Annotated in this window: 24 protein-coding genes; 10 read left to right on the top strand and 14 right to left on the bottom strand. The window is 69.6% G+C overall.

What is annotated here, in order from left to right; all coding sequences use genetic code 11:
- Positions 1-7: 7 nt before the first annotated feature.
- Positions 8-547, top strand: a complete 540-nt coding sequence (locus ACWEVP_RS09635; protein ID WP_452062161.1) for an MSMEG_1061 family FMN-dependent PPOX-type flavoprotein — start codon at positions 8-10, stop codon at positions 545-547.
- 4 nt (positions 548-551) lie between these two features.
- A complete protein-coding gene (locus ACWEVP_RS09630) occupies positions 552-1,175 on the top strand; it encodes a haloacid dehalogenase type II (RefSeq protein ID WP_452062160.1) in 624 nt (207 codons plus the stop codon).
- Here ACWEVP_RS09630 and ACWEVP_RS09625 read toward each other — a convergent pair.
- Both ACWEVP_RS09625 and ACWEVP_RS09620 read right to left on the bottom strand, forming a co-directional pair.
- Entirely contained in the window at positions 1,172-2,188 is a 1,017-nt protein-coding gene (locus ACWEVP_RS09625) for an NADP-dependent oxidoreductase (RefSeq protein WP_452062159.1), read from the bottom strand. The two genes, ACWEVP_RS09630 and ACWEVP_RS09625, sit on opposite strands and share 4 nt — an antisense overlap.
- A 95-nt stretch (positions 2,189-2,283) precedes the next feature.
- Positions 2,284-2,718: an SRPBCC family protein gene (locus tag ACWEVP_RS09620; protein WP_452062158.1), complete on the bottom strand. Its 435-nt coding sequence runs from the start codon at positions 2,716-2,718 to the stop codon at positions 2,284-2,286.
- 50 nt (positions 2,719-2,768) lie between these two features.
- Here ACWEVP_RS09620 and ACWEVP_RS09615 point away from each other — a divergent pair, with 50 nt between their 5' ends.
- Positions 2,769-3,251: a MarR family transcriptional regulator gene (locus tag ACWEVP_RS09615; protein ID WP_452062157.1), complete on the top strand. Its 483-nt coding sequence runs from the start codon at positions 2,769-2,771 to the stop codon at positions 3,249-3,251.
- 30 nt (positions 3,252-3,281) lie between these two features.
- Positions 3,282-4,058, top strand: a complete 777-nt coding sequence (locus tag ACWEVP_RS09610; RefSeq protein WP_452062156.1) for a class I SAM-dependent methyltransferase — start codon at positions 3,282-3,284, stop codon at positions 4,056-4,058.
- On the opposite strand, the gene ACWEVP_RS09605 is transcribed toward ACWEVP_RS09610, so the two are convergent.
- Positions 4,055-4,978 carry an ABC transporter substrate-binding protein gene (locus ACWEVP_RS09605; protein ID WP_452062155.1) on the bottom strand — a complete coding sequence of 308 codons (924 nt, stop codon included), beginning with the start codon at positions 4,976-4,978 and terminating at the stop codon, positions 4,055-4,057. The genes ACWEVP_RS09610 and ACWEVP_RS09605 overlap by 4 nt on opposite strands.
- Positions 4,979-5,117: 139 nt before the next feature.
- On the opposite strand from ACWEVP_RS09605, the gene ACWEVP_RS09600 reads away from it, so the two are divergent.
- Genes ACWEVP_RS09600 through ACWEVP_RS09585 form a run of 4 tightly spaced genes read left to right on the top strand, consistent with a single transcriptional unit; the run spans position 5,118 to position 7,588 of the window.
- Positions 5,118-5,807 (top strand): ABC transporter permease, encoded by a 690-nt coding sequence (locus tag ACWEVP_RS09600; RefSeq protein WP_452062154.1) that lies wholly within the window; start codon positions 5,118-5,120, stop codon positions 5,805-5,807.
- Positions 5,804-6,517 (top strand): ABC transporter permease, encoded by a 714-nt coding sequence (locus tag ACWEVP_RS09595; protein ID WP_452062153.1) that lies wholly within the window; start codon positions 5,804-5,806, stop codon positions 6,515-6,517. Before ACWEVP_RS09600 ends, ACWEVP_RS09595 begins: the two co-directional genes overlap by 4 nt.
- Positions 6,518-6,555: 38 nt before the next feature.
- Positions 6,556-7,392, top strand: a complete 837-nt coding sequence (locus ACWEVP_RS09590) for a helix-turn-helix domain-containing protein (protein ID WP_452062152.1) — start codon at positions 6,556-6,558, stop codon at positions 7,390-7,392.
- Positions 7,393-7,408: 16 nt separating this feature from the next.
- Complete coding sequence (locus ACWEVP_RS09585; RefSeq protein ID WP_452062151.1) at positions 7,409-7,588, top strand: DUF397 domain-containing protein; 180 nt, start codon at positions 7,409-7,411, stop codon at positions 7,586-7,588.
- Positions 7,589-7,612: 24 nt separating this feature from the next.
- On the opposite strand, the gene ACWEVP_RS09580 is transcribed toward ACWEVP_RS09585, so the two are convergent.
- From ACWEVP_RS09580 to ACWEVP_RS09545, 8 genes are all read right to left on the bottom strand, one after another.
- Complete coding sequence (locus ACWEVP_RS09580; protein WP_452062150.1) at positions 7,613-8,479, bottom strand: hypothetical protein; 867 nt, start codon at positions 8,477-8,479, stop codon at positions 7,613-7,615.
- A 55-nt stretch (positions 8,480-8,534) separates the two neighbouring features.
- Positions 8,535-9,668, bottom strand: coding sequence for a helix-turn-helix domain-containing protein (locus ACWEVP_RS09575; RefSeq protein ID WP_452062149.1), 1,134 nt, complete (start codon positions 9,666-9,668; stop codon positions 8,535-8,537).
- Between the two features lie 165 nt (positions 9,669-9,833).
- A complete protein-coding gene (locus tag ACWEVP_RS09570; RefSeq protein WP_452062148.1) occupies positions 9,834-11,282 on the bottom strand; it encodes an aromatic amino acid lyase in 1,449 nt (482 codons plus the stop codon).
- On the bottom strand, positions 11,279-12,286 hold the full coding sequence (locus ACWEVP_RS09565; protein ID WP_452062147.1) for an ornithine cyclodeaminase family protein: 1,008 nt from the start codon (positions 12,284-12,286) through the stop codon (positions 11,279-11,281). The genes ACWEVP_RS09570 and ACWEVP_RS09565 overlap by 4 nt, the downstream gene beginning before the upstream one ends.
- On the bottom strand, positions 12,283-12,825 hold the full coding sequence (locus ACWEVP_RS09560; RefSeq protein ID WP_452062146.1) for a YbaK/EbsC family protein: 543 nt from the start codon (positions 12,823-12,825) through the stop codon (positions 12,283-12,285). Before ACWEVP_RS09560 ends, ACWEVP_RS09565 begins: the two co-directional genes overlap by 4 nt.
- A 13-nt stretch (positions 12,826-12,838) precedes the next feature.
- Entirely contained in the window at positions 12,839-13,132 is a 294-nt protein-coding gene (locus tag ACWEVP_RS09555; protein ID WP_364461015.1) for a DUF2516 family protein, read from the bottom strand.
- Between the two features lie 84 nt (positions 13,133-13,216).
- On the bottom strand, positions 13,217-13,897 hold the full coding sequence (locus ACWEVP_RS09550; RefSeq protein WP_452062145.1) for a hypothetical protein: 681 nt from the start codon (positions 13,895-13,897) through the stop codon (positions 13,217-13,219).
- Entirely contained in the window at positions 13,894-14,319 is a 426-nt protein-coding gene (locus tag ACWEVP_RS09545; RefSeq protein ID WP_452062473.1) for a helix-turn-helix domain-containing protein, read from the bottom strand. The genes ACWEVP_RS09550 and ACWEVP_RS09545 overlap by 4 nt, the downstream gene beginning before the upstream one ends.
- 147 nt (positions 14,320-14,466) lie before the next feature.
- Here ACWEVP_RS09545 and ACWEVP_RS09540 point away from each other — a divergent pair, with 147 nt between their 5' ends.
- Positions 14,467-15,603: a methyltransferase domain-containing protein gene (locus tag ACWEVP_RS09540; protein ID WP_452062144.1), complete on the top strand. Its 1,137-nt coding sequence runs from the start codon at positions 14,467-14,469 to the stop codon at positions 15,601-15,603.
- Here the strand turns inward: ACWEVP_RS09540 and ACWEVP_RS09535 are convergent.
- From ACWEVP_RS09535 to ACWEVP_RS09525, 3 genes are read right to left on the bottom strand one after another with little or no spacing between them, the layout of a single operon-like run.
- Complete coding sequence (locus tag ACWEVP_RS09535; protein ID WP_452062143.1) at positions 15,600-16,211, bottom strand: nucleoside kinase; 612 nt, start codon at positions 16,209-16,211, stop codon at positions 15,600-15,602. The two genes, ACWEVP_RS09540 and ACWEVP_RS09535, sit on opposite strands and share 4 nt — an antisense overlap.
- Position 16,212: 1 nt before the next feature.
- Positions 16,213-16,557 carry a TFIIB-type zinc ribbon-containing protein gene (locus ACWEVP_RS09530; RefSeq protein ID WP_452062142.1) on the bottom strand — a complete coding sequence of 115 codons (345 nt, stop codon included), beginning with the start codon at positions 16,555-16,557 and terminating at the stop codon, positions 16,213-16,215.
- Between the two features lie 7 nt (positions 16,558-16,564).
- Positions 16,565-16,933 (bottom strand): VOC family protein, encoded by a 369-nt coding sequence (locus ACWEVP_RS09525; protein WP_452062141.1) that lies wholly within the window; start codon positions 16,931-16,933, stop codon positions 16,565-16,567.
- A gap of 90 nt (positions 16,934-17,023) precedes the next feature.
- Between ACWEVP_RS09525 and ACWEVP_RS09520 the strand changes: the two genes are divergently transcribed.
- Positions 17,024-17,494 (top strand): CGNR zinc finger domain-containing protein, encoded by a 471-nt coding sequence (locus ACWEVP_RS09520; RefSeq protein WP_452062140.1) that lies wholly within the window; start codon positions 17,024-17,026, stop codon positions 17,492-17,494.
- Positions 17,495-17,669 lie beyond the last annotated feature (175 nt).

The raw sequence follows: 17,669 nt of genomic DNA, 5'->3' as shown, positions 1-17,669 counted from the left end.
TGGGCGCATGGGGATCATCGACGAGCACGCGCGCACGCTGATCGCGCACTCGCCCTTCGTGCTGCTGGCCACGTCGGCACCGGACGGCAGCTGCGACGTCTCACCCCGCGGCGACCCGGCGGACTCGGTCCTGGCGCTCGACGACAAGACGCTGGTGCTCGCCGACCGCCCGGGCAACAAGCTGGTCGACAGCTTCCGCAACATCATCGACAACCCGCACGCGGGCCTGCTGTTCCTGGTCCCGGGGATGAACGAGACGCTCCGGGTGAACGGCCGCGCGCGGCTGGTGTCGGACGCGCCGTTCTTCGACTCGCTGGTGGTACGCGGGAAACGGCCGAGGCTCGCGGTGGTCGTCGAGGTCGAAGAGCTCTACATGCACTGCGCGAAGGCGTTCCTGCGGTCGTCGCCGTGGGACCCGTCGACGTGGCCGGACCGCGCGACGCTACCGACGTTGGGCACGATCCTGCGCGACCAGCTGGCGCTGCCGATCTCCGCGGCGGACTTGGACGCGGACCTCAACGAACGGGCGTTGAACCAGCAATACTGAATCCATGCTGTGCGTCTTCGACGTCAACGAGACCCTGCTCGACCTGGCCGCGATGGACCCCCTCGTCGGCGGACCCGAGCTGCGGCGCGAGTGGTTCGGCCTCGCCATCCACACCGTCCTGACCGTCACGGCCGCCGGCGGCTACCAGGACTTCGCGGGCATCGCGGGCGCGGCCGCCGTCGAAGTCGCCGCCCGGCACGGGCGGGAGGTGGACCTGGCCAAGGTCGCCGCGGGCCTGCGGTCGATGCCGGCCCACCCGGACGTCGAACCCGGCCTGGCGAAGCTGCGCGAGAAGGGCCACACCCTCGTCGCGCTGACGAACTCGCCGCTCGCCACCGCCGAGGCGCAGCTGCAGAACGCCGGGCTGGCGGCACTGCTCGACCGGATCTTCTCGGCCGAGCAGGTCGGGCGCCTCAAGCCCGCGCCCGAGCCGTACCACCAGGTCCTGGCCGCCTACCCCGGCGAGCGCGCGGTGATGGTCGCGGCGCACGGCTGGGACATCGCGGGCGCCCAGGCGGCGGGCCTGGAGACGGCGTTGCTCACCCGTCCCGGCGTCCACCCGCTGCCCGGTTCGCCCGCGCCCACCTACACCGCGTCCACCCTGCCGGAGCTGGCGGAACTGCTCTAGTCGGCGATGCGGACCAGCATCTTGCCGGTGTTCGCGCCCGAGAGCAGGCCGAGGAAGGCGTCCGGCGCGTTGCGGATGCCGTCGACGAACGTCTCCGAGTACTTGATCTCGCCGGAGTTGACCAGCGGCGCGATCTCGGTGACGAACTGCTGCTGCAGGCCCCAGTGGTCGAGCACCAGCAGGCCGCGGATGGTGAGGCGCTTGGCGATGATCTGCGTGAGGTTGCGCGGCGCCGGCGTCGCTTCGGTGGCGTTGTACTGCGAAATCATGCCGCAGACGGCGATCCGGCCGTGCACGTTGCTCGCGTCGATCGCGGCTTCGAGGTGCTCGCCGCCGACGTTGTCGAAGTAGACGTCGATGCCCTCCGGCGCCGCTTCGTGCAGCTGCGAAGCGACCGGGCCGTCCTTGTAGTTGAAGGCGGCGTCGAAGCCGAGGTCGTCGATCAGGTGGCGGACCTTCTCCGCCGAACCCGCCGAGCCGATGACGCGCTTGGCGCCCTTCAGCTTCGCCAGCTGCCCGACGAGCGAGCCGACCGCGCCGGCCGCGCCCGAGACGAACACCGTGTCGCCCGGCTTGAACTCCGCCGACTCCAGCAGGCCCGCGTACGCGGTCAGGCCCGGCATGCCGAGCACGCCGAGGTACGTCGACAGCGGGGCCGCGGAAGCGTCCACCTTGACGAACCGCTTCGCGTCGAGCACGGCGTGGGTGCGCCAGCCGGCCTGGTGCAGCACGTGGTCACCCGGCTCGACACCGTCCACATGGGACTCGACAACCTCGCCGACCGCCCCGCCGGACATGACCTCGCCGACCTCGAACGGCGGCGCGTAGGACTTGACGTCCCGCATGCGGCCGCGCATGGCCGGGTCGACGCTCATGATCAGGTTGCGCACCAGGATCTGGCCCTCGCCCGCGGCGGGGATCTCGGTGTCCACGATCTCGAAGTTGTCGTGGGTCGGGACGCCGTGCGGGCGGGAAGCGAGCCGGATCTCGGTCGCCTGGGTGGGTGCGTTCACCGTCGAACTCCTCAAGTCGGTCGAAGCGGGGCAGGCGCCCCGGATTCCTCCGGGTGCAACCTACTAACCGGGGCGCACATTCCGATTGTGAGCCGTCACACGATCTCGGCGAGCTTCCCGAGCACGCCGTCGTAGATCTTCTTGAGCCCACCGGGCGCGAAGGTCTTCTCGAAGAAGCCGCCGATGCCACCAGCACCGTCCCACGAAGTCTCGATCTTCACGACACTGCGCTCACCCGCTTCGGTGACCGTCCAGGTGGTGACCATGCTGGAGTTCGCGTCGGTCTCGACCAGCGTGCCCGGCTTCGGCTCGCTGACGGTGGCCTTGACGTCCCGCACGCGCTTGGACGTCGCCTGCAGCTTCCAGCCGGCCTTGGTCCCGGCGCCGACACCGCCCTCGGTGACCTCGTAGTCGCGGTAGTGCTCGGTGAGCAGCTTCGGGCGCGTTTCGGCGTAGTCGGCGACGAGCGCGCGCACCTTGTCCGCCGGGGCGTCGATGGTGCGCTCCGCGGTGGCCGTGACCTTTCCCATTTCACTCCTTTGCCCGGGGTACCGATCGTGACCACAGTAGGCTGAGGTCCATGACCGCCACCCCGGACGCCACCCGTCGGCGCCGGTCGACGGTCGAGGTCAAGGAGGCGCTGCGCGAGCTGCGCAACCAGCTCTCCCTGCTGAACCACCAGGTCAGCGCCCGCTTGGCGCTCAAGGACGTCGACCTGGACTGCCTCGAGCTGATCGCCCGCCACGGCCCGCTGAGCCCGAGCGCGCTGGCCCGCCGCGCGGGGCTGCACCCGGCGACGATGACCGGCATCCTCGACCGCCTGCAGAAGGGTGGCTGGATCGTCCGCGAGCGCGACCCGGAGGCGGCCGACCGGCGCGCGGTGGCGGTCCGCGCGGTCCGCGGCCGCAACGGCGAGCTGTTCCGGCTCTACGCGGGCATGAACACCGCGATGGACGAGCTGTGCGCGGGCTACAGCGAAGAGGAGCTGGCGTTGATCGCGGGCTTCCTCCGGCGCGCGACGTCGGCGGGCAACACGGCGACGGGTGATCTCGCTAACGGCTGACCAGCGGTTTTCTGTGCTGTACTCGGGGGCATGTGGCAGTCAGGCGAAGCGTACGAGGCCTACATCGGACGGTGGAGCCGCCGGATCGCGGAGACGTTCGTCCGGCAGCTCGGCGTCCCGGCGAGCCGGCGCTGGCTCGACGTCGGCTGTGGCACGGGCGCGCTGACCTCGGCGGTGCTGACGGCGGCCGACCCGGCGGAGGTGACGGGCGTCGACCCCTCGGAGGGCTTCCTGAAGACGGCCCGCGGCTCGGTGACGGACCCGCGGGCTTCGTTCGAGGTGGCCGACGCGCAGTCGCTGCCGTTCCCCGACGACCGGTTCGATGTGACGGTGTCCGGGCTGGTCTTGAACTTCGTCCCGGACCCGGCCGCCGCGGCGGCCGAGATCGCCAGGGTGACCGTCCCGGGTGGACTCGCGGCGGCGTACCTGTGGGACCTCGCGGAGGGGATGGAGATCATCCGCCTCTTCTGGGACACCGCGACCGAGCTGGACCCGGGGATCGCGGACCGGCACGAAGGCCGCGAGTTCCCGCTGTGCCGCCCGGAACCCTTCGGCCGCTTGTGGACCGAAGCGGGCTTCGCCGGGGTGTCCGTGGGAGAGATCAAGATCCCGGCGGTGTTCCGGGACTTCGACGACTACTGGCAGCCGTTCCTCGGCGCGCAGGGCCCGGCCCCGGCGTACCTCGCGACTCTTCCCGAGGCACGCCGGAACCAGATCCGTGAGCTCCTGCGCAGCCGCCTGCCGACGAACTCCGACGGCTCGATCCCGCTTTCGGCCCGAGCCTGGGTCGTGCGCGGAACCGCTTAGAGACCGGCCTGCGAAAGCCAGTCCTTCGCGACGTCGGCCGCCTTCTCACCGTCGGAGTCGACGCGCTTGTTCAGGTCTCGCATCACGTCCGTCGTCAGCTTCGCGCTCACGGCGTTCACCGCGTTCGCGAAGTCGGCGCCGCGCTCGTCGAGCACCTTCTTGTTCACCGCCGGCACGACGTTCTCGGTCGGCACGATGTTCAGGTCGTCCTTGAGCACCGTGTAGTTCGAGTCGCCGGTCAGCGGGCTGACCGAGTCGACCGGGATGACCGTGACGGCACCGGACTTCAGCTGCTCGACCCGCGGCCCGGCTTCCTGGATCGTCTGGAAGGTCGCGTTGGTGAGCTTGTAGACGTCCTTGAAGCCCAGGAAGCACGGCAGCCGCTTCTCGCACTCCGGCGGCCCCGCCATGACGACCTTGTCCAGCTTCTTCAGGTCGCTGATGGACGCGATGCCCTTTTCCTTGGCCAGGTCGGACTTGACGATGTAGGTGTTCTTGTCCTCGGCCGCGGCGAAGTTCAGCAGGCCGACGCCGCTCGGCTCGAACAGCTTGGCCAGCTGCTCGTGCTCCTCCTGCGCGGTCTTGCCCGCCTCCTTGCCGAAGCCGGTGGTGATCGCCGCGCCCTGGTACTCGGGGATGAACTGCAGCTCACCGGACTTCAGCGACGGGTAGATCAGCTCCCGCGACCCGAGGTTCAGCTTGCGCGTCACCGGATAGCCCTTGGCCTCCAGGGCCTGGGCGTAGATCTCGGCGAGGATCTGGCTGTCGGTGAAGTTGAAGGACGCGACGACGATCGGCGCCCCGCCCTTGCTCTGCGCGGCGGGCTTGTCACCGCTGTCGCTGCCACCACCACAGGCGGCCAAGCCGAGCGCCGCAGCGACGGCCACCGCCACCACGGACGCGTTCCGGAACCAGCGCACGAATCCCCACTCCTTCGTCACTCGAACAGACGAAAGGACCCTAGCCCCGCCCACCGACACGCGCCCATATGTTGAGAGAAAAGCACTCGAATTCCCAGATTTCGGAATGAGTCCCCGCCAAACGGGGTAGGGTCACCAGGTGCACGTGACCCCGCTGGCCGCCGATAGCGGGCCCCCGATCTTCCAGTGGAAGTGGGTGGACCGCAACGCGGACGACATCGTCCAGCGCCTCGGCGAACACATCTCGCTGACCGCCGCCGCGCTCGGCGCCGGGCTGGTCGTCTCGATCGCGCTCGCGGTGCTCTCACTGCGGTACCGCTGGTCCTACGGCTTCATCCTGAGCGCGGCCGGGGCGCTGTACGTGATCCCGAGCCTGGGCGCGTTCGCCGTGCTGGTGCCGTTCTTCGGGCTGACGTTCCTCACCGCGATGATCCCGCTAGCGACGTACACGCTGCTGATCCTGGTCCGCAACATCGTCACGGGTGTCGACCAAGTGCCGAACGAGGTGCGCGAAGCCGCGGTCGGCATGGGGTACACGCGCGGCAAGCTGCTCTGGCAGATCGAGCTCCCGCTCGCGCTGCCGGTGGTGATCGCCGGGCTGCGCGTCGCCGCGGTGACGACGATCGGCCTGGTGACGGTGACGTCGATGCTCGGCCTCGGCGGCCTGGGCTACTTCATCCGCGCGGGCATCCAGACGGCGACGCCCAACCCGACGGAGATCATCGTCGGCGTGGTGCTGTCGGTGGCGCTGGCGGTGGTCGTCGACCTCGTCCTGTGGTTCAGCGAGCGCCTGCTGGCGCCGTGGACGCGGAAGGTGCGGGCGCGATGAGCTTCCTCGACCAGCTGAACGCGTGGCTCGCGGACCCGAACCGCTGGAGCTGGACGGACAAGGCCGGCATCCCGTACCGGACGGTGGAGCACCTCAGGTTTTCGTTGCTGGCGCTGGTGATCGCGGCCGTCCTGACGATCCCGGCCGCGTTGTGGCTCGCCCACTACCGCAAGGGCGCGTTCCTCGCGAGCAGCGCGGTGAACATCGGCCGGGCGATCCCCAGCTTCGGCCTGATCATCCTGTTCTGGTTCCTGGCCAGCCGCTGGGAGTTCGACACGACGTTCTGGCCGTTGCTGCTGGCCTTGGTGGCGCTGGCGATGCCGCCGCTGTTCACGAACACGTACGCGGGTGTGGTGTCGCTGGAGCAGGAGACGGTCGACGCGGCCCGCGGCACGGGCTACCGCGAGTGGCAGATCATGCTCCGGCTCGAACTGCCGCTGGCCTCCCCGGTGATCCTGGCCGGCGCGCGGGTGTCGTTCCTCCAGCTGATCGCGACGGTCGCGATCGGCGCGATCGTCAACGACGGCGGCGGCCTCGGCCGCTACATCGTCGACGGCTTCGCGCTCGGCGCGTCGGGCTACGGCGAGATCTTCGCGGGCGGCGTGGCCGCGGTCGTCCTGGCGCTCGTGTGCGACGGTCTCTTCGCGCTGATCACCCGTTTGGCCACACCCCGAGGTCTGGCCCTGCAGAACGCCCGCCGCGAGTCGTAGGAATCTCACCCTGCGCAGTCGCGTCTTACGATCCGTGCATGGACCGGCCGAAGCCCAACGCCCGCAAGCGCCTGCTCGCGAACAAGCTCAGACGGCTGCGCGAGGACGCCGGCCTGACGCAGGTCGAAGCCGGCGAGCCCATGCGGTTCAACAAGAACAAGATGAGCCGGATCGAGCTGGGTCACCTACCGGACTACAACGGCTTCCTGGCGCTCCTGGATCGTTATGGCGTGATCGTGTCGGACTACGACGACTGGGTCCGCCAGTACGACCGCGCTTGGGAGAAAGGCTGGTGGCACGCCTACGGCCTCGACGATCGTGGCTACGTCGCGCTGGAGGCCGACGCCGACGAAGTTCGCACCTACCAGCTCGGCTTCGTGCCCGGCCTGTTGCAGACCGAAGCCGGGATGCGCGCCACGTTCGCCGGCGCGCGGGACCCGCTGTCCGGTCGTCGGCTGGAAAACGAGATCGCAGTGCGCCTGCGCCGCCAGACCCGGCTCACCGACGACGAGCCGCTCACCCTTCACGCCATCATCGACGAGTCCGTGCTCCGGCGCCCCGACCTGCTCCCGGATGAGCAGTGCGCGCAGCTCGAACACATCGTCAAATGCGCGGAGCTGCCCAACGTCACGGTGCAGGTCGTGCCGATCAACCACGGCAGCCACTCCGGTCGGAATGGCAGCTTCACGATCCTCAGCTACCCGCGCCTGCGGGAGCCGGACATCGCCTACATCGAGCACGGTTTCGGGTCGCTCCAGTTCGAGAAACCCAAGGAAGTCAACGCTGCTAGGCTGGCTTTCCGCCACCTCGCCGATCTTGCGTACGACGAGCCGGACTCCATTCGGCTGGTCCGGCAGGTGATCGCCGAGATCTGACTGGAGGCGAACGACCGTGTCCGAACTGCGCTGGCGGAAGAGCAGCTACAGCAGCGGCGATGGCCAGCAGGGCGATTGTGTCGAGGTCGCTTTCACGCCTGGCTCGGTCGCGGTGCGGGACTCGAAGGCCCCGGCGTCCGGCACGCTTACCGTGTCACCCGAAGCATGGCGCCACTTCGGCGAAATCACCGGCTAGCCGAATCGCCGGCCCTCGGGACCGTCAGTGCGCAGCAGGCAACCGGCTGAGGTAGGCAGGCATGACCGCCCGGATGCGCCGCTCCTCGACATCCCCGGCCAGTGCTGTAACCGCCATGCGAACTCCAGGTGCGTCCGCTCCGCCAAACTGATCTCGGAGATACGCCAGCCCTCTCGTAGTCACCTCACCGACGCGATCGTCGGCCAGCAGCTTGTCGAAGACCGCGGCAACTTCCGCCACCGGAACTGCGACCATGATGCGATAGACATCTGCCGCGTCCTTGTCGGTCAGCCGGTCGGGACGTTTCGCTTGCTGTTCGAGTCGATCGTGAATCTTGTGGGCCTTGGCCACGAGCAGCGCGGCCGGTCCTGCAACATTGACGGATATCGCCCTGGAATCGCTGTCCTCCAGCGCCGTGACCGTCATCGGTGACCGATCGACCGCAGAAACCTCGAGCCCCGGTACTTTCTTCGCCGTCTTCGGGTCGTGGGGCGGTATCCGTGCCGCGCGGGTTCCCTTTTTGGGTGCCAACGTCTCGCCGACCAGGAGGTCGAGTTCGATCGAAACGGGCTCATCCAGACCAGGAATGTCCTCCGGACGCGCCCACAACCCAGGCTGGTCCGGATTCATCAGTTCGAACCCGGCTGCCCGGAGTGCCTCCGCTATCAGCGGCTCATCCTGCACCAGCTGCGGGTCGAGGCTCAGGTCACCGTCCGAGGTGAATGCCGAAGTCGCCAAGGGCACTTGAGGAGTACGCAGATAAATCGCCTGGGCGCCCACTACGGTTACTGCCTGCAGTTGCCCCTCCAGTGCAGTCAGGCCATCGAGCAGCACTCGCCGGGCCACGATGTTGAGCTGCCCGTCCTCAACGTCAGCCGGCTTCTTCGACACGCTTTCTCCACTTCGTCAAGACCGAACAGCGTACCGGGTATGCGATCCCCGAACCTCACGGCTCCAATGGACGGCGCCAGCCTTCGTCGTCGATCATCGACTTGAGCACCATCTCGCCCTCCGCCGGCATGCGGCCGCTGCCGGCAAGACTGTCGATGACGAGCTGACTGTGTGCAACGTGCGCGACACCATCCACGAGCCGATAGCGGTCGAATACCGACGCGTCGGGAGCTTGAATCAGAAGGACGTCTGCTCCCTCGTCAACGGGCAACAACCCCAGCTGCTCCACCCACCGATCAACCACGTGCGGATAATGATCGACATACAGCATCAATTGGCCGCCGACCGCATACGGCGCAATCGCACGGGCCGCATACGGGCCCGTCACAGCGATATTCGAGTCGCCTTCACCTGAAGGAGGCGGAATATCCCGCAGCAGCCGCATCACACCCGAGGCACCACTCGGCGCAACCATCGGGAAATATCCCCCTGGCCGCAGCAGGCTGTAGCTTTCCGCCCGAGCGCGTAACAAGTCCGGCCATCGAACTTCGACGATCTCGCGGCCGTCGCGGCGAATCAGCAGCTGGTCCTCGAGTTGACCGAGCAGCCGTGACACCCAAGGTGGACTCACGTTCGCCCGGTCGGCGATCTGACTTGCGCGGTACGGGGGCAGGTAGTCGGCAAGAAACCGGACTATCCGCCCAGCCCGCGGACCCGCCAACGTAATTCTTCGCGAGGGCGCCGAGAGGTCCTTCGGTGCTCGCACGGCACCTTGGGTGTAGATGCGGATGGCCGGATAGGTCACCGTCAGCGAGACATTGCCGGTCAGGTCCAAATAGGCGATGTCGTGCTCCCGGAGCACCTCCTGTACGCGAGGACTCAACCACGGCGAGATGACGATCAGGACGGAATTCGCCCGCGCCTGCCTGAGCAAGTTGACCATGGGAACAGTCCGCTCCAGGACGTCTCGCGGGCTGAAGTGCCCATCCCGTACATCGACGAGCAGCTCGACATACGGACTACTGTCCGGCGGTGTGACCTGGACCCGCGCGTCGAACACAGCCGGCCGGCTGTCGTCGACCGTGAGTTGCGTCACGGTCCAGCCGCGCCCCAGCAGCTGCTCAAGTGTGGCCAAGCCCGCCGCAAGGCTGTTGCGACTACTCTGACCTGGTGCTTGTTCGTCTGACACGGGGCGATCGTTTCACAGGATCAACCAAGGCAACAAGTCAAAGTTGCCTCATTTAGCCAGTTGCGCGACGCAGGCAACTTTGATTTTGAGGCAACTTTTACCAATATTGCGCGTTGCGCAGCGCAGGCAACATGCGCTTGTGCGCAACTTTAGCCGCTTCCCTCGCTATCGCCTCAGCGTCAGCAAGCTGCCGAAGACGCTCTTACGACAAGCAGCGGCCAGCCGCTCGACCTCCGGCCCCAGCGGCCGGTCCTCCTCCACCGGCGGCACCACCGACCGCACCCACTCGTAAGCCGCACCCAGCCCCGGCACCCCGTCGGACGCCAGGTACCGCGCCTGCGATCCGGTGACCAGCTCGCACGCCGTGATCGCGAAGAGGTGCGTCGCGGCCGCGCGCAGCTGCTCCCCCGCGGCCCACGCAAACGCTTGCACGTCCTCTTGGCCGGCCGAGGTGTCGATCGAACCGAGCGTCGCGGGGCCCGCGAGCCGCCGCAGCGCGTGCAGCTCGCCGACCGCCCGCTTGTGCAGCGGCACCAGTCCCGCCCGCGGCCCCGGGTCGGCCGTGAGCTGCGGTGGGAGGCCGCTGAAGCGCTCGTCGAGCAGGCGGTGCATCCGCTGCACCGAGATCTCGCCGAGGTGGGCCAGGGCCGCCGTCACCGCGTCCATGCGCAGGCCGAGGTCCACCGCGTGGTAAGCCGTCCCCGGGAGGAACTCCCCTTCGACGAACGACGGCGAGTCTCCCGGCATCGTCTGCCAGCGCTCGACCGTCTCGTGCAGTTCGGTGTTCACGCGGGAGGCGTGCGCCAGCGCTCGCGGCGCGACCCGCACGGAAAGCGGCGCCTGCACGACGTCGGCGCGCACGGGACCCGCGCCCACCATCCCGGTCAGGGCTTCCAGCAGCCGCCGCAGGTGGTCGTCGCCGCCCGCCATGACCGGGGCGAACACCTCGCGCGGCGCACCGAGGACGTCGATCGCCATCGCCTCGGTGAGCGTCTGCAGCTGGATGAGCTGCCGCGCTTCGCCCCACCCGCGTTGCGCGTGCATCACAGCCAGCGGAGAACCCTGAAGCAGCGAAGCGCCTTCCTTGGGCCCCAACACGTACGGCTCGGCGCCTCGGCGAGCGAGTGCGTCCGCCGCGGGGGTTTCGACGCCGTCTTCGAGGACCGTGCCGATGCCCAGGAACGTCTGGAAAGCGTGCGACAGCGGGATGATCTCGCCCGAGCTGCCGAGCCCGCCGCGCGGCACGGCGGGCGTGAACCGGTCGTTCAGGCGGTCCACCAGGAACTGCACCAGCTCGGCGCTCACCCCAGACCACGGTTGCAGGAAGTCCCGCAACCGCACCAGAAGCAGTGCGCGGACGTCCTCCGGCGGGAGCCACGGCGGGCCGCCGACCGCGCGGCCGATCAGCAGGTTCCGCTGGTGCTCGGCCTGCTGCCGCGCGTCGAGGGCGACACCGGCGAGGCGGCCCATGCCGGTGTTGACGCCGTAGACGGGCTTTTCGCGGCTTTCGAGCGCCGTCAAGAGCGCATTCCGGCGCTCTCGCAACGCTGTGACCAGCGCTTTGTCCAGAACCAACCGTTCACTGTCGGCGAACTGGCTTCCGTCGATGATCATCGGTACGGCAGCATGGTGCCGACGCCGGAAGCCTCGGCACGGGCGAGGATCATGTTCGCCACCGCTACGTCCGTTGTGGACAGTCCGCGGTGCCAGAACAGGATCCGTTCGGCGTCGTGCTCGCGGCCCGGCTTCTTCCCGGCCACGACGTCGCCGATCTCGGCGTGGACCCCGTCCGCGGTGAGGAGGCCGGCGTTGAGCTGCGGGCGCAGGGCGCCGAACCGCGGGTTGCCGGACTGTGATTCGCGCCAGTCGTCGACGACGACCTTGTCGATGTCGTCGAGCAGCGTGAGCTCCAGCGCGCTGATCGTGCCGTAGGGCACCAGGAAGGTGCCCGGCCGGAGGAACTCGCGGCGCACCAGCGCCTCGGGTTCGACCAGCCGGGAGGCCTCGACCTGGATGTCCGCGCCGTCCAGGGTCTCCTCGGCCGTGGCGCAGACGCGGACGTCCTTGCCGAGCCGCTCGGAGAGCCGGCGGCCGAAGTCCTCGCGGGACTCCGGGCGCTTGCTGGTCACGCGGATTTCGGCGAAGTCGAACAACGAGTCGAGGAGGACGACGTTCCACCAGGCGGTGCCGCGGGCACCGATGTGCCCGAGCACCCGGGAGTCCGGGCGGGCGAGGTACTTCGCGCCGACGGCGGTCATCGCGCCGGTGCGGGCCTCGGTGATCATCGTGCCGTCGACGATGGCCCGCGGCATGCCGGTGTCCGGGTCCAGCAGCAGGATCAACGCCATTTCCGAAGGGAGGCCCCGTTCGAAGTTCCCCACGAAGTCACCGACGACCTTCACGCCGCTGACCTGCTTCGCGGACAAGTGTCCGCGGAGGATGTTGAAGTGGCCCTTGCCGCCGTTGTCCGGCACGAGGTGCGTACGCGGCTCGAAGACGACCTGACCGCGGCCGTGGTCGGCGAGCACGTCCTCGACCGCGCCGACGATGTCGGCTTCGGTGACGCCGAGCGAGTCGATGTCGGCACCGGTCAGGTACCGGAGCCAGACGGACGTCACTTGGCGAGGTCCTCGATGACCTCGGCGCCGGGCAGCGAGGCGAGCGCGGTGCCGGAGATCAGCAGCTTGCTGCCGCGGATCCCGCTGCCGATGACGAGCTCGGGCGCGTCGGCGACGCGCTGGTCGATCAGGATCGGCCAGTCCGCGGGCAGGCCGACGGGCGTGATGCCGCCGTACTCCATGCCGGTGAGGGAGACGGCCTCGTCCATCGGCGCGAAGGAGGCCTTGCGGACGTCGAGGCGGCGCTTGATGACGCCGTTGACGTCGGCGCGGGTGGTGGCGAGCACGAGCGCGGCCGCGAAGCGGACTTCGCCGGCGCGTTTGCCGGCGACGACGACGCAGTTGGCGGACGCCTCCAGCGGCGAGCCGTAGGCCTCGCAGAAGGCGGCGGTGTCGGCCAGCGAGGGGTCGATCTCCGCGACGCCGACGGCATCCGGGTCGGCGAGCGCGGCCAGCGCCTTGGCGACGGGCTCGGCGAGCAGGTCAGTACGCGTGGGGGCGGGAACGACGGTGAGGCTCCCGGCGATGGTCCAGGTCACGACCCCAGCGTAGCTACCAGCTGGAGCCGCCGCGCTGGACCTCGATCAGCTTCGGCCGCACGTCCACGATGTAGACCAGGGCCGCGGCCATGGCGGGCACGTAGAAGATCATCCCGGGGCCCATCACGGGGAACAGCACCATGGCGAGCGTCGCGCCGCCGGTGATGAGCATCCACACGGGCTTGGTCTTGCGGTCGGCCGCCGAATACGCGTCGGCGCGCTGAAGCAGCGCGTGCACGAAGGCGAAGAGCCCGACCAGCGCGCTGCCCCAGTGGATGACTTCGAGGATCCAGTAGGCAACCAGCACAGCGACAGCTTACGGCAAACCGCCCGAACGACCCCGGCCCCGCCACCGGGGTCCGGTGGCGGGGCCGAAGGGTTCACGGCGTCTTTACTTGTCGGTCTTCGGCGCGGCCGGCTTCTTCGCGGCGGCACTGGTGGTCGTGCGACGGGCCGGGCTGGCCGTCTTCGGGGCCGTCTTGTTGGCGACCTTGCGGCTCGCGGAGCGGGTCTCGTGGGCGACGTCGTCACCCAGCTCCTCGATGGCGTCCGCGGCGTCGCCGGCGACCTCGGTCACCTTGCGGGCGGTCTTCTCGCCCACCGAGCGGGTGCGCTTGGTGAAGGTGCCCAGCACGCCGTCGACGCGCTCGCGGACCTCGCTGGTGACGCCCTCGACCTGGCCCTGCGCGGTGCTCAGGGCCTCCTCGAGCTGCTCGATGGCCTTCTTGACCTGCGGCTGCGCGGAGAACTTGTCCCACGCCTGCTCGCCCGACTCGGCCAGCTTGTTGTACAGCTTGAGCGCGGCCTCGGTGTACTCGTCGATGACCTTGCGCAGCTCGGCCGGGTCCAGCTTCTCGCGGAGGCTCTCGACGTCGGTCGGCAGCTCCTGCAGGTTCTTGCGGGCGGTCTCGCTGCTCTTGGTCACGTTCTCCTTGGCCTTCGCCACGGCGTCGGTGACGGCGTGGGTGGCCAGGTTGCCGGCGCCGAGCGCGGCGAGCAGCGGGGTGCGGACCTGGTCGAGGGCGGTGGTGACGGCCTTCTTGACGTCTTCGGTGGTCTTGGGGGTGGTCATGCCGACTCCTTGGTGTCTGCGGCTTGCGCGGTGTCTGTGGTGTCTGGGGTGGGAGCGGACCCGGCGGCCGGCCGTGCCGCGGCGTTCTCCCGGCGGAAGGATTCGTAAACGTCGAGCAGGACCTGCTTCTGCCGTTCGGTCAGCTCGGCGTCGGCGCGGATCGCGTCGCCCACCGGCCCGCCCGTCGGCAGATCGAGGATCCCGGCCTGCACGTACAGCGCTTCCGCCGATATGCGCAGGCCCTTGGCGATCTGCTGCAGGATCTCCGCGCTGGGCTTGCGCACCCCGCGCTCGATCTGGCTCAGGTACGGGTTGGACACTCCGGCGAGCTTCGACAGCTGGCGCAACGAAATCTTCGCGGTGTTGCGCTGCTGGCGGATGTACTCGCCGATGTCGGAAGCGATGTCCGCGACCTTCTCCATGGGACCGCCGGATCCGGGCTGGGTCCCACCGGTTTCTGCCATCCGGTCACCTCCTCGCGACACCTTCGACGGTACGCCCGAGTGCTAGCTATTGCAAGCACCCTGCTTGCAACCATCGGGTGTGATGCGCACCGCTACCGTGAGGGCATGACGCGCTCGGCCCGGCTGCGGCGGCGGCTCGTCGAGCACCTGCTCGACGAGGACGTCCTGCACGCTCCCGAATGGATCTCCGCCTTCCGCGCGGTGCCGCGCCACGTCTTCCTGCCGCGGTTCTTCGCGCCGGCGGGCGGGCTGTGGGCGGCGGTCGACCGGACCGACCCGGGCTGGCTGGAGACCGTCTACTCGCGCGACGTGCTGGTCACGCAGCTGGACGACGACCCGGACCGCTGGGAGCTCGCCCGGCGCACCGGGCCGGTGGCGGGCACGCCGACGAGCTCGTCGAGCATGCCGTCGATCATGGCGATCATGCTGGAGGAGCTGCGGGTGCGGGACGGGCAGCGGGTGCTCGAGATCGGCACCGGCACCGGCTACAACGCCGCCCTGCTGAGCCACCGCTGCGGCGCCGGCCAGGTGTCCACAGTGGACATCGATCCGGTGCTCGTCGGCGAGGCGCGCGAGCGGCTGGCGCAAGCGGGCTACCGGCCGGCGTGCGCGGTGGGCGACGGCGCGCTCGGGTTCCCGTCCGGCACGCTGTTCGACCGGGTGCTGTGCACCGCGTCGGTGTCCTCGATCCCGCTCGCGTGGCTGTCGCAGACGGTGCCGGGCGGGCTGATCGTGACGACGCTGAACCGGCCGATCGGCGCCGGGCTGGTCCGGCTCGTCGCCGGCGAGGACGGCACCGGGCAGGGTCACGTCCTGGCGCGCGACGGCCGTTTCATGCCGCTTCGCGCGCATCGGCTGCCGGAAGCGGACCGGCTGCCGATGCCGTCACGCGACGACTGGGAGCAGACGCGGCTGCCGATGTCGGCGGTGCTCCAGCCGCGCCGGCAGTTCGAGTTCTTCGCCGGGCTGGCGTTGCCCGGCGTCCGTCCGGTGCGCGACGCGGACGACAGCGTCTCGCTGGTCCACCCGGACGGCTCGTGGGTCCGCCACCGCAAGCGCGGCGGCGCGGACGAGGTCGCCCAGGGCGGCCCGCGCGCGCTGTGGGAGATCGCGGAGGCGGCGTTCGTCGAGTGGTGCGAGCTGGGCAAGCCGGACCGCGACCGCTTCGGCGTGACGGTCACCGGGGAGCGCCAGGAGTTCTGGCTCGACACCCCGGACGGCCGCACCTGGCCGCTCGGCTAGGGCAACCGGTCGCGAATCCACTTCTCGACGTGGTCGGCCGTGGCCTCGGTCGATGCCTCCGTGGTGTCGAAGAGGTGGACGCCCAGCTCTTCCGCGGACTTCTGGAGCCAGTCGTTGAACTCCAGCATCTCCTCGATCCGCGGCTCGTCCCACTCGCGCCACGCCGGGCGCGCCCGCAGGCGGCGGCCCAGCGACGACGGCGTGCTCACCAGCGCGAGGTAGTGGATGTCGCTGAAGAACGCGCGCTCCGGCAGCGGCTCGAACTCCGGGGGCGCGACCGTGCCGCACAGCACGACCGGGCGGCCGTTCTGGTGCAGCATCGCCGCCATCCGCAGCCACACCGAGCGGAACGCACCGACCTCGTCGCGCAGGGCACCGATCCAGAGGATGTCCTGGTCCAGCACGATGACGTCGCCGCCGAGCCGCTCCGCCAGCAGCGGCCCCATCGTCGACTTCCCGGCTCCGCTCGGACCGGTCAGCGCGAAGAGCGGCAGCTTCCGGAACGGCCACTCGTGGCCGCACCGGCGGCACGTGAGAACCGCGCCCGCGACGATCGGGCGGTCGCCCAGATCGCCGCAGGCGGGGCAGATCCGCAGGTCGAGACCCATTTCAGTCGAAGAGGTTCTCGAGGAAGCCGCGCTTGCGGTGGCCACCGTGCCCGTACGGCCTCGGGGAGTCCGAGTAGCCGCGGTGCGGCCGCGGCGAGTCCGCGTACCCGCCGCGGTAGGCCTTGGGCGAATCCGGGTAGGGGCGCGGCGAGTCGGAGTGACCTCGGTACGGCGGGGGCTGGTGGCCGTAGAAGGAGCTTTCCGCACCGGCGATCGCTTCGAGCTCACCGCGGTCCAGGAAGATCCCGCGGCAGGCCTCGCACTGCTCGATGTGGACGCCGTTCTTGTCCACGGTCCGCATCTGGTTCTGACACTTCGGACAAATCACACATGCGAGCCTACGCACAAATCGGTCAGCAGGCGCAGAGGCAGAAGGGGTGGCCCACCGGATCGGCGTAGACGCGGAACGTCTTCGGCGCGTCGTCCAGCAGTTTCGCGCCCACGCCGAGCACGCGCTCGTGCGCCGCTTCCAGGTCCGTGACATTGAGGTCCAGGTGCAGCTGCTGCGGGTTCTCCGCGGACGGCCACGACGGCGGCCGGTAGTCCGGCACCCGCTGGAAGGCGATCCCGGCACCGCCCGCCGGGTTGGCCAGCGTGACCCAGTGACCGTCTTCGGCGATTTCCGGCGCGTCCCACTCCAGCACGGCCCGGTAGAACTCGGCCAGCGCCGCCGGGTCCGGGCAGTCGAGGGCCACCACACCCAGGGTCGGTACCGCACTCATCGTCGCTCCCTTCGATCGCGAGTAACCAGCAAGTGGAGTATGTCGGTTAGCGCACGCGGGGGCAACCACCGGCCGCCGTACACTGGTTCGGTGCACACCGACGCCACCCTCGTCGTGGAGTTCCTCAACACGGTCAACGTCGAAGAGGGCACCGACCTGCTCGAAGATCCCGGGCAGTGGGGCGAGTGGGCGGCGAAGCGCGCGCTGGCGGCCAACCCGGTGGGCGAGGCGCGCGCGGCGCGGGACGCCCTGCGCGCCGCGGTCGGCGACCCGCGGCTACCCGGTGAGAGCCTGGACGTGGGCACGCGGATCTCCCTGACGGAAGCGGGCCCGGCACTGGTCGCGGACGACGTGGTGGGCGCGGTGTTCGCGGCGTGCGCCCGGCTGGTGGTCCGCGGCGACTGGATCCGGCTGAAGATCTGCCCGGCGGACACGTGCCTGTGGGCGTTCTACGACGAGTCCCGCAACCGCTCGCGCACGTGGTGCTCGATGCGGGTGTGCGGCAACCGCGAGAAGGCCCGCGGCTGGCGAGCCCGGGCGGCCGAGACCGCGGCGGGCTGACGCCGCGACAGGCTGACGCCAAGGGGCTCGGCCACGCCAAGGGGCTCGGCCACGCCACCAGGCTCAGCCACGCCACCAGGCTCAGCCAGGCCGCCGAGCTCAGCCACGCCACCAGGCTCAGCCACGCCACCGAGCCCAGCGACCGACCCGGCCGGCGGCCACGGCGGCACTCCTC

The sequence above is a fragment of the Amycolatopsis sp. NPDC003865 genome, assembly GCF_053605345.1.
The sequence above is the reverse complement of the archived record's forward strand: the minus strand, read 5'-3'. Positions and strand labels throughout refer to the sequence as shown.

Bases quoted from the DNA above. Each gene is read 5' to 3' on its own strand.
- ACWEVP_RS09620 (WP_452062158.1), bottom strand. From the start codon at position 2,718: ATGGGAAAGGTCACGGCCACCGCGGAGCGCACCATCGACGCCCCGGCG.
- ACWEVP_RS09540 (WP_452062144.1), top strand. From the start codon at position 14,467: ATGACGCGCTCGGCCCGGCTGCGGCGGCGGCTCGTCGAGCACCTGCTC.
- ACWEVP_RS09615 (WP_452062157.1), top strand. From the start codon at position 2,769: ATGACCGCCACCCCGGACGCCACCCGTCGGCGCCGGTCGACGGTCGAG.
- ACWEVP_RS09570 (WP_452062148.1), bottom strand. From the start codon at position 11,282: ATGATCATCGACGGAAGCCAGTTCGCCGACAGTGAACGGTTGGTTCTG.
- ACWEVP_RS09595 (WP_452062153.1), top strand. From the start codon at position 5,804: ATGAGCTTCCTCGACCAGCTGAACGCGTGGCTCGCGGACCCGAACCGC.
- ACWEVP_RS09635 (WP_452062161.1), top strand. From the start codon at position 8: ATGGGGATCATCGACGAGCACGCGCGCACGCTGATCGCGCACTCGCCC.
- ACWEVP_RS09525 (WP_452062141.1), bottom strand. From the start codon at position 16,933: ATGAGTGCGGTACCGACCCTGGGTGTGGTGGCCCTCGACTGCCCGGAC.
- ACWEVP_RS09535 (WP_452062143.1), bottom strand. From the start codon at position 16,211: ATGGGTCTCGACCTGCGGATCTGCCCCGCCTGCGGCGATCTGGGCGAC.
- ACWEVP_RS09630 (WP_452062160.1), top strand. From the start codon at position 552: ATGCTGTGCGTCTTCGACGTCAACGAGACCCTGCTCGACCTGGCCGCG.
- ACWEVP_RS09550 (WP_452062145.1), bottom strand. From the start codon at position 13,897: ATGACCACCCCCAAGACCACCGAAGACGTCAAGAAGGCCGTCACCACC.
- ACWEVP_RS09545 (WP_452062473.1), bottom strand. From the start codon at position 14,319: ATGGAGAAGGTCGCGGACATCGCTTCCGACATCGGCGAGTACATCCGC.
- ACWEVP_RS09590 (WP_452062152.1), top strand. From the start codon at position 6,556: ATGGACCGGCCGAAGCCCAACGCCCGCAAGCGCCTGCTCGCGAACAAG.
- ACWEVP_RS09610 (WP_452062156.1), top strand. From the start codon at position 3,282: ATGTGGCAGTCAGGCGAAGCGTACGAGGCCTACATCGGACGGTGGAGC.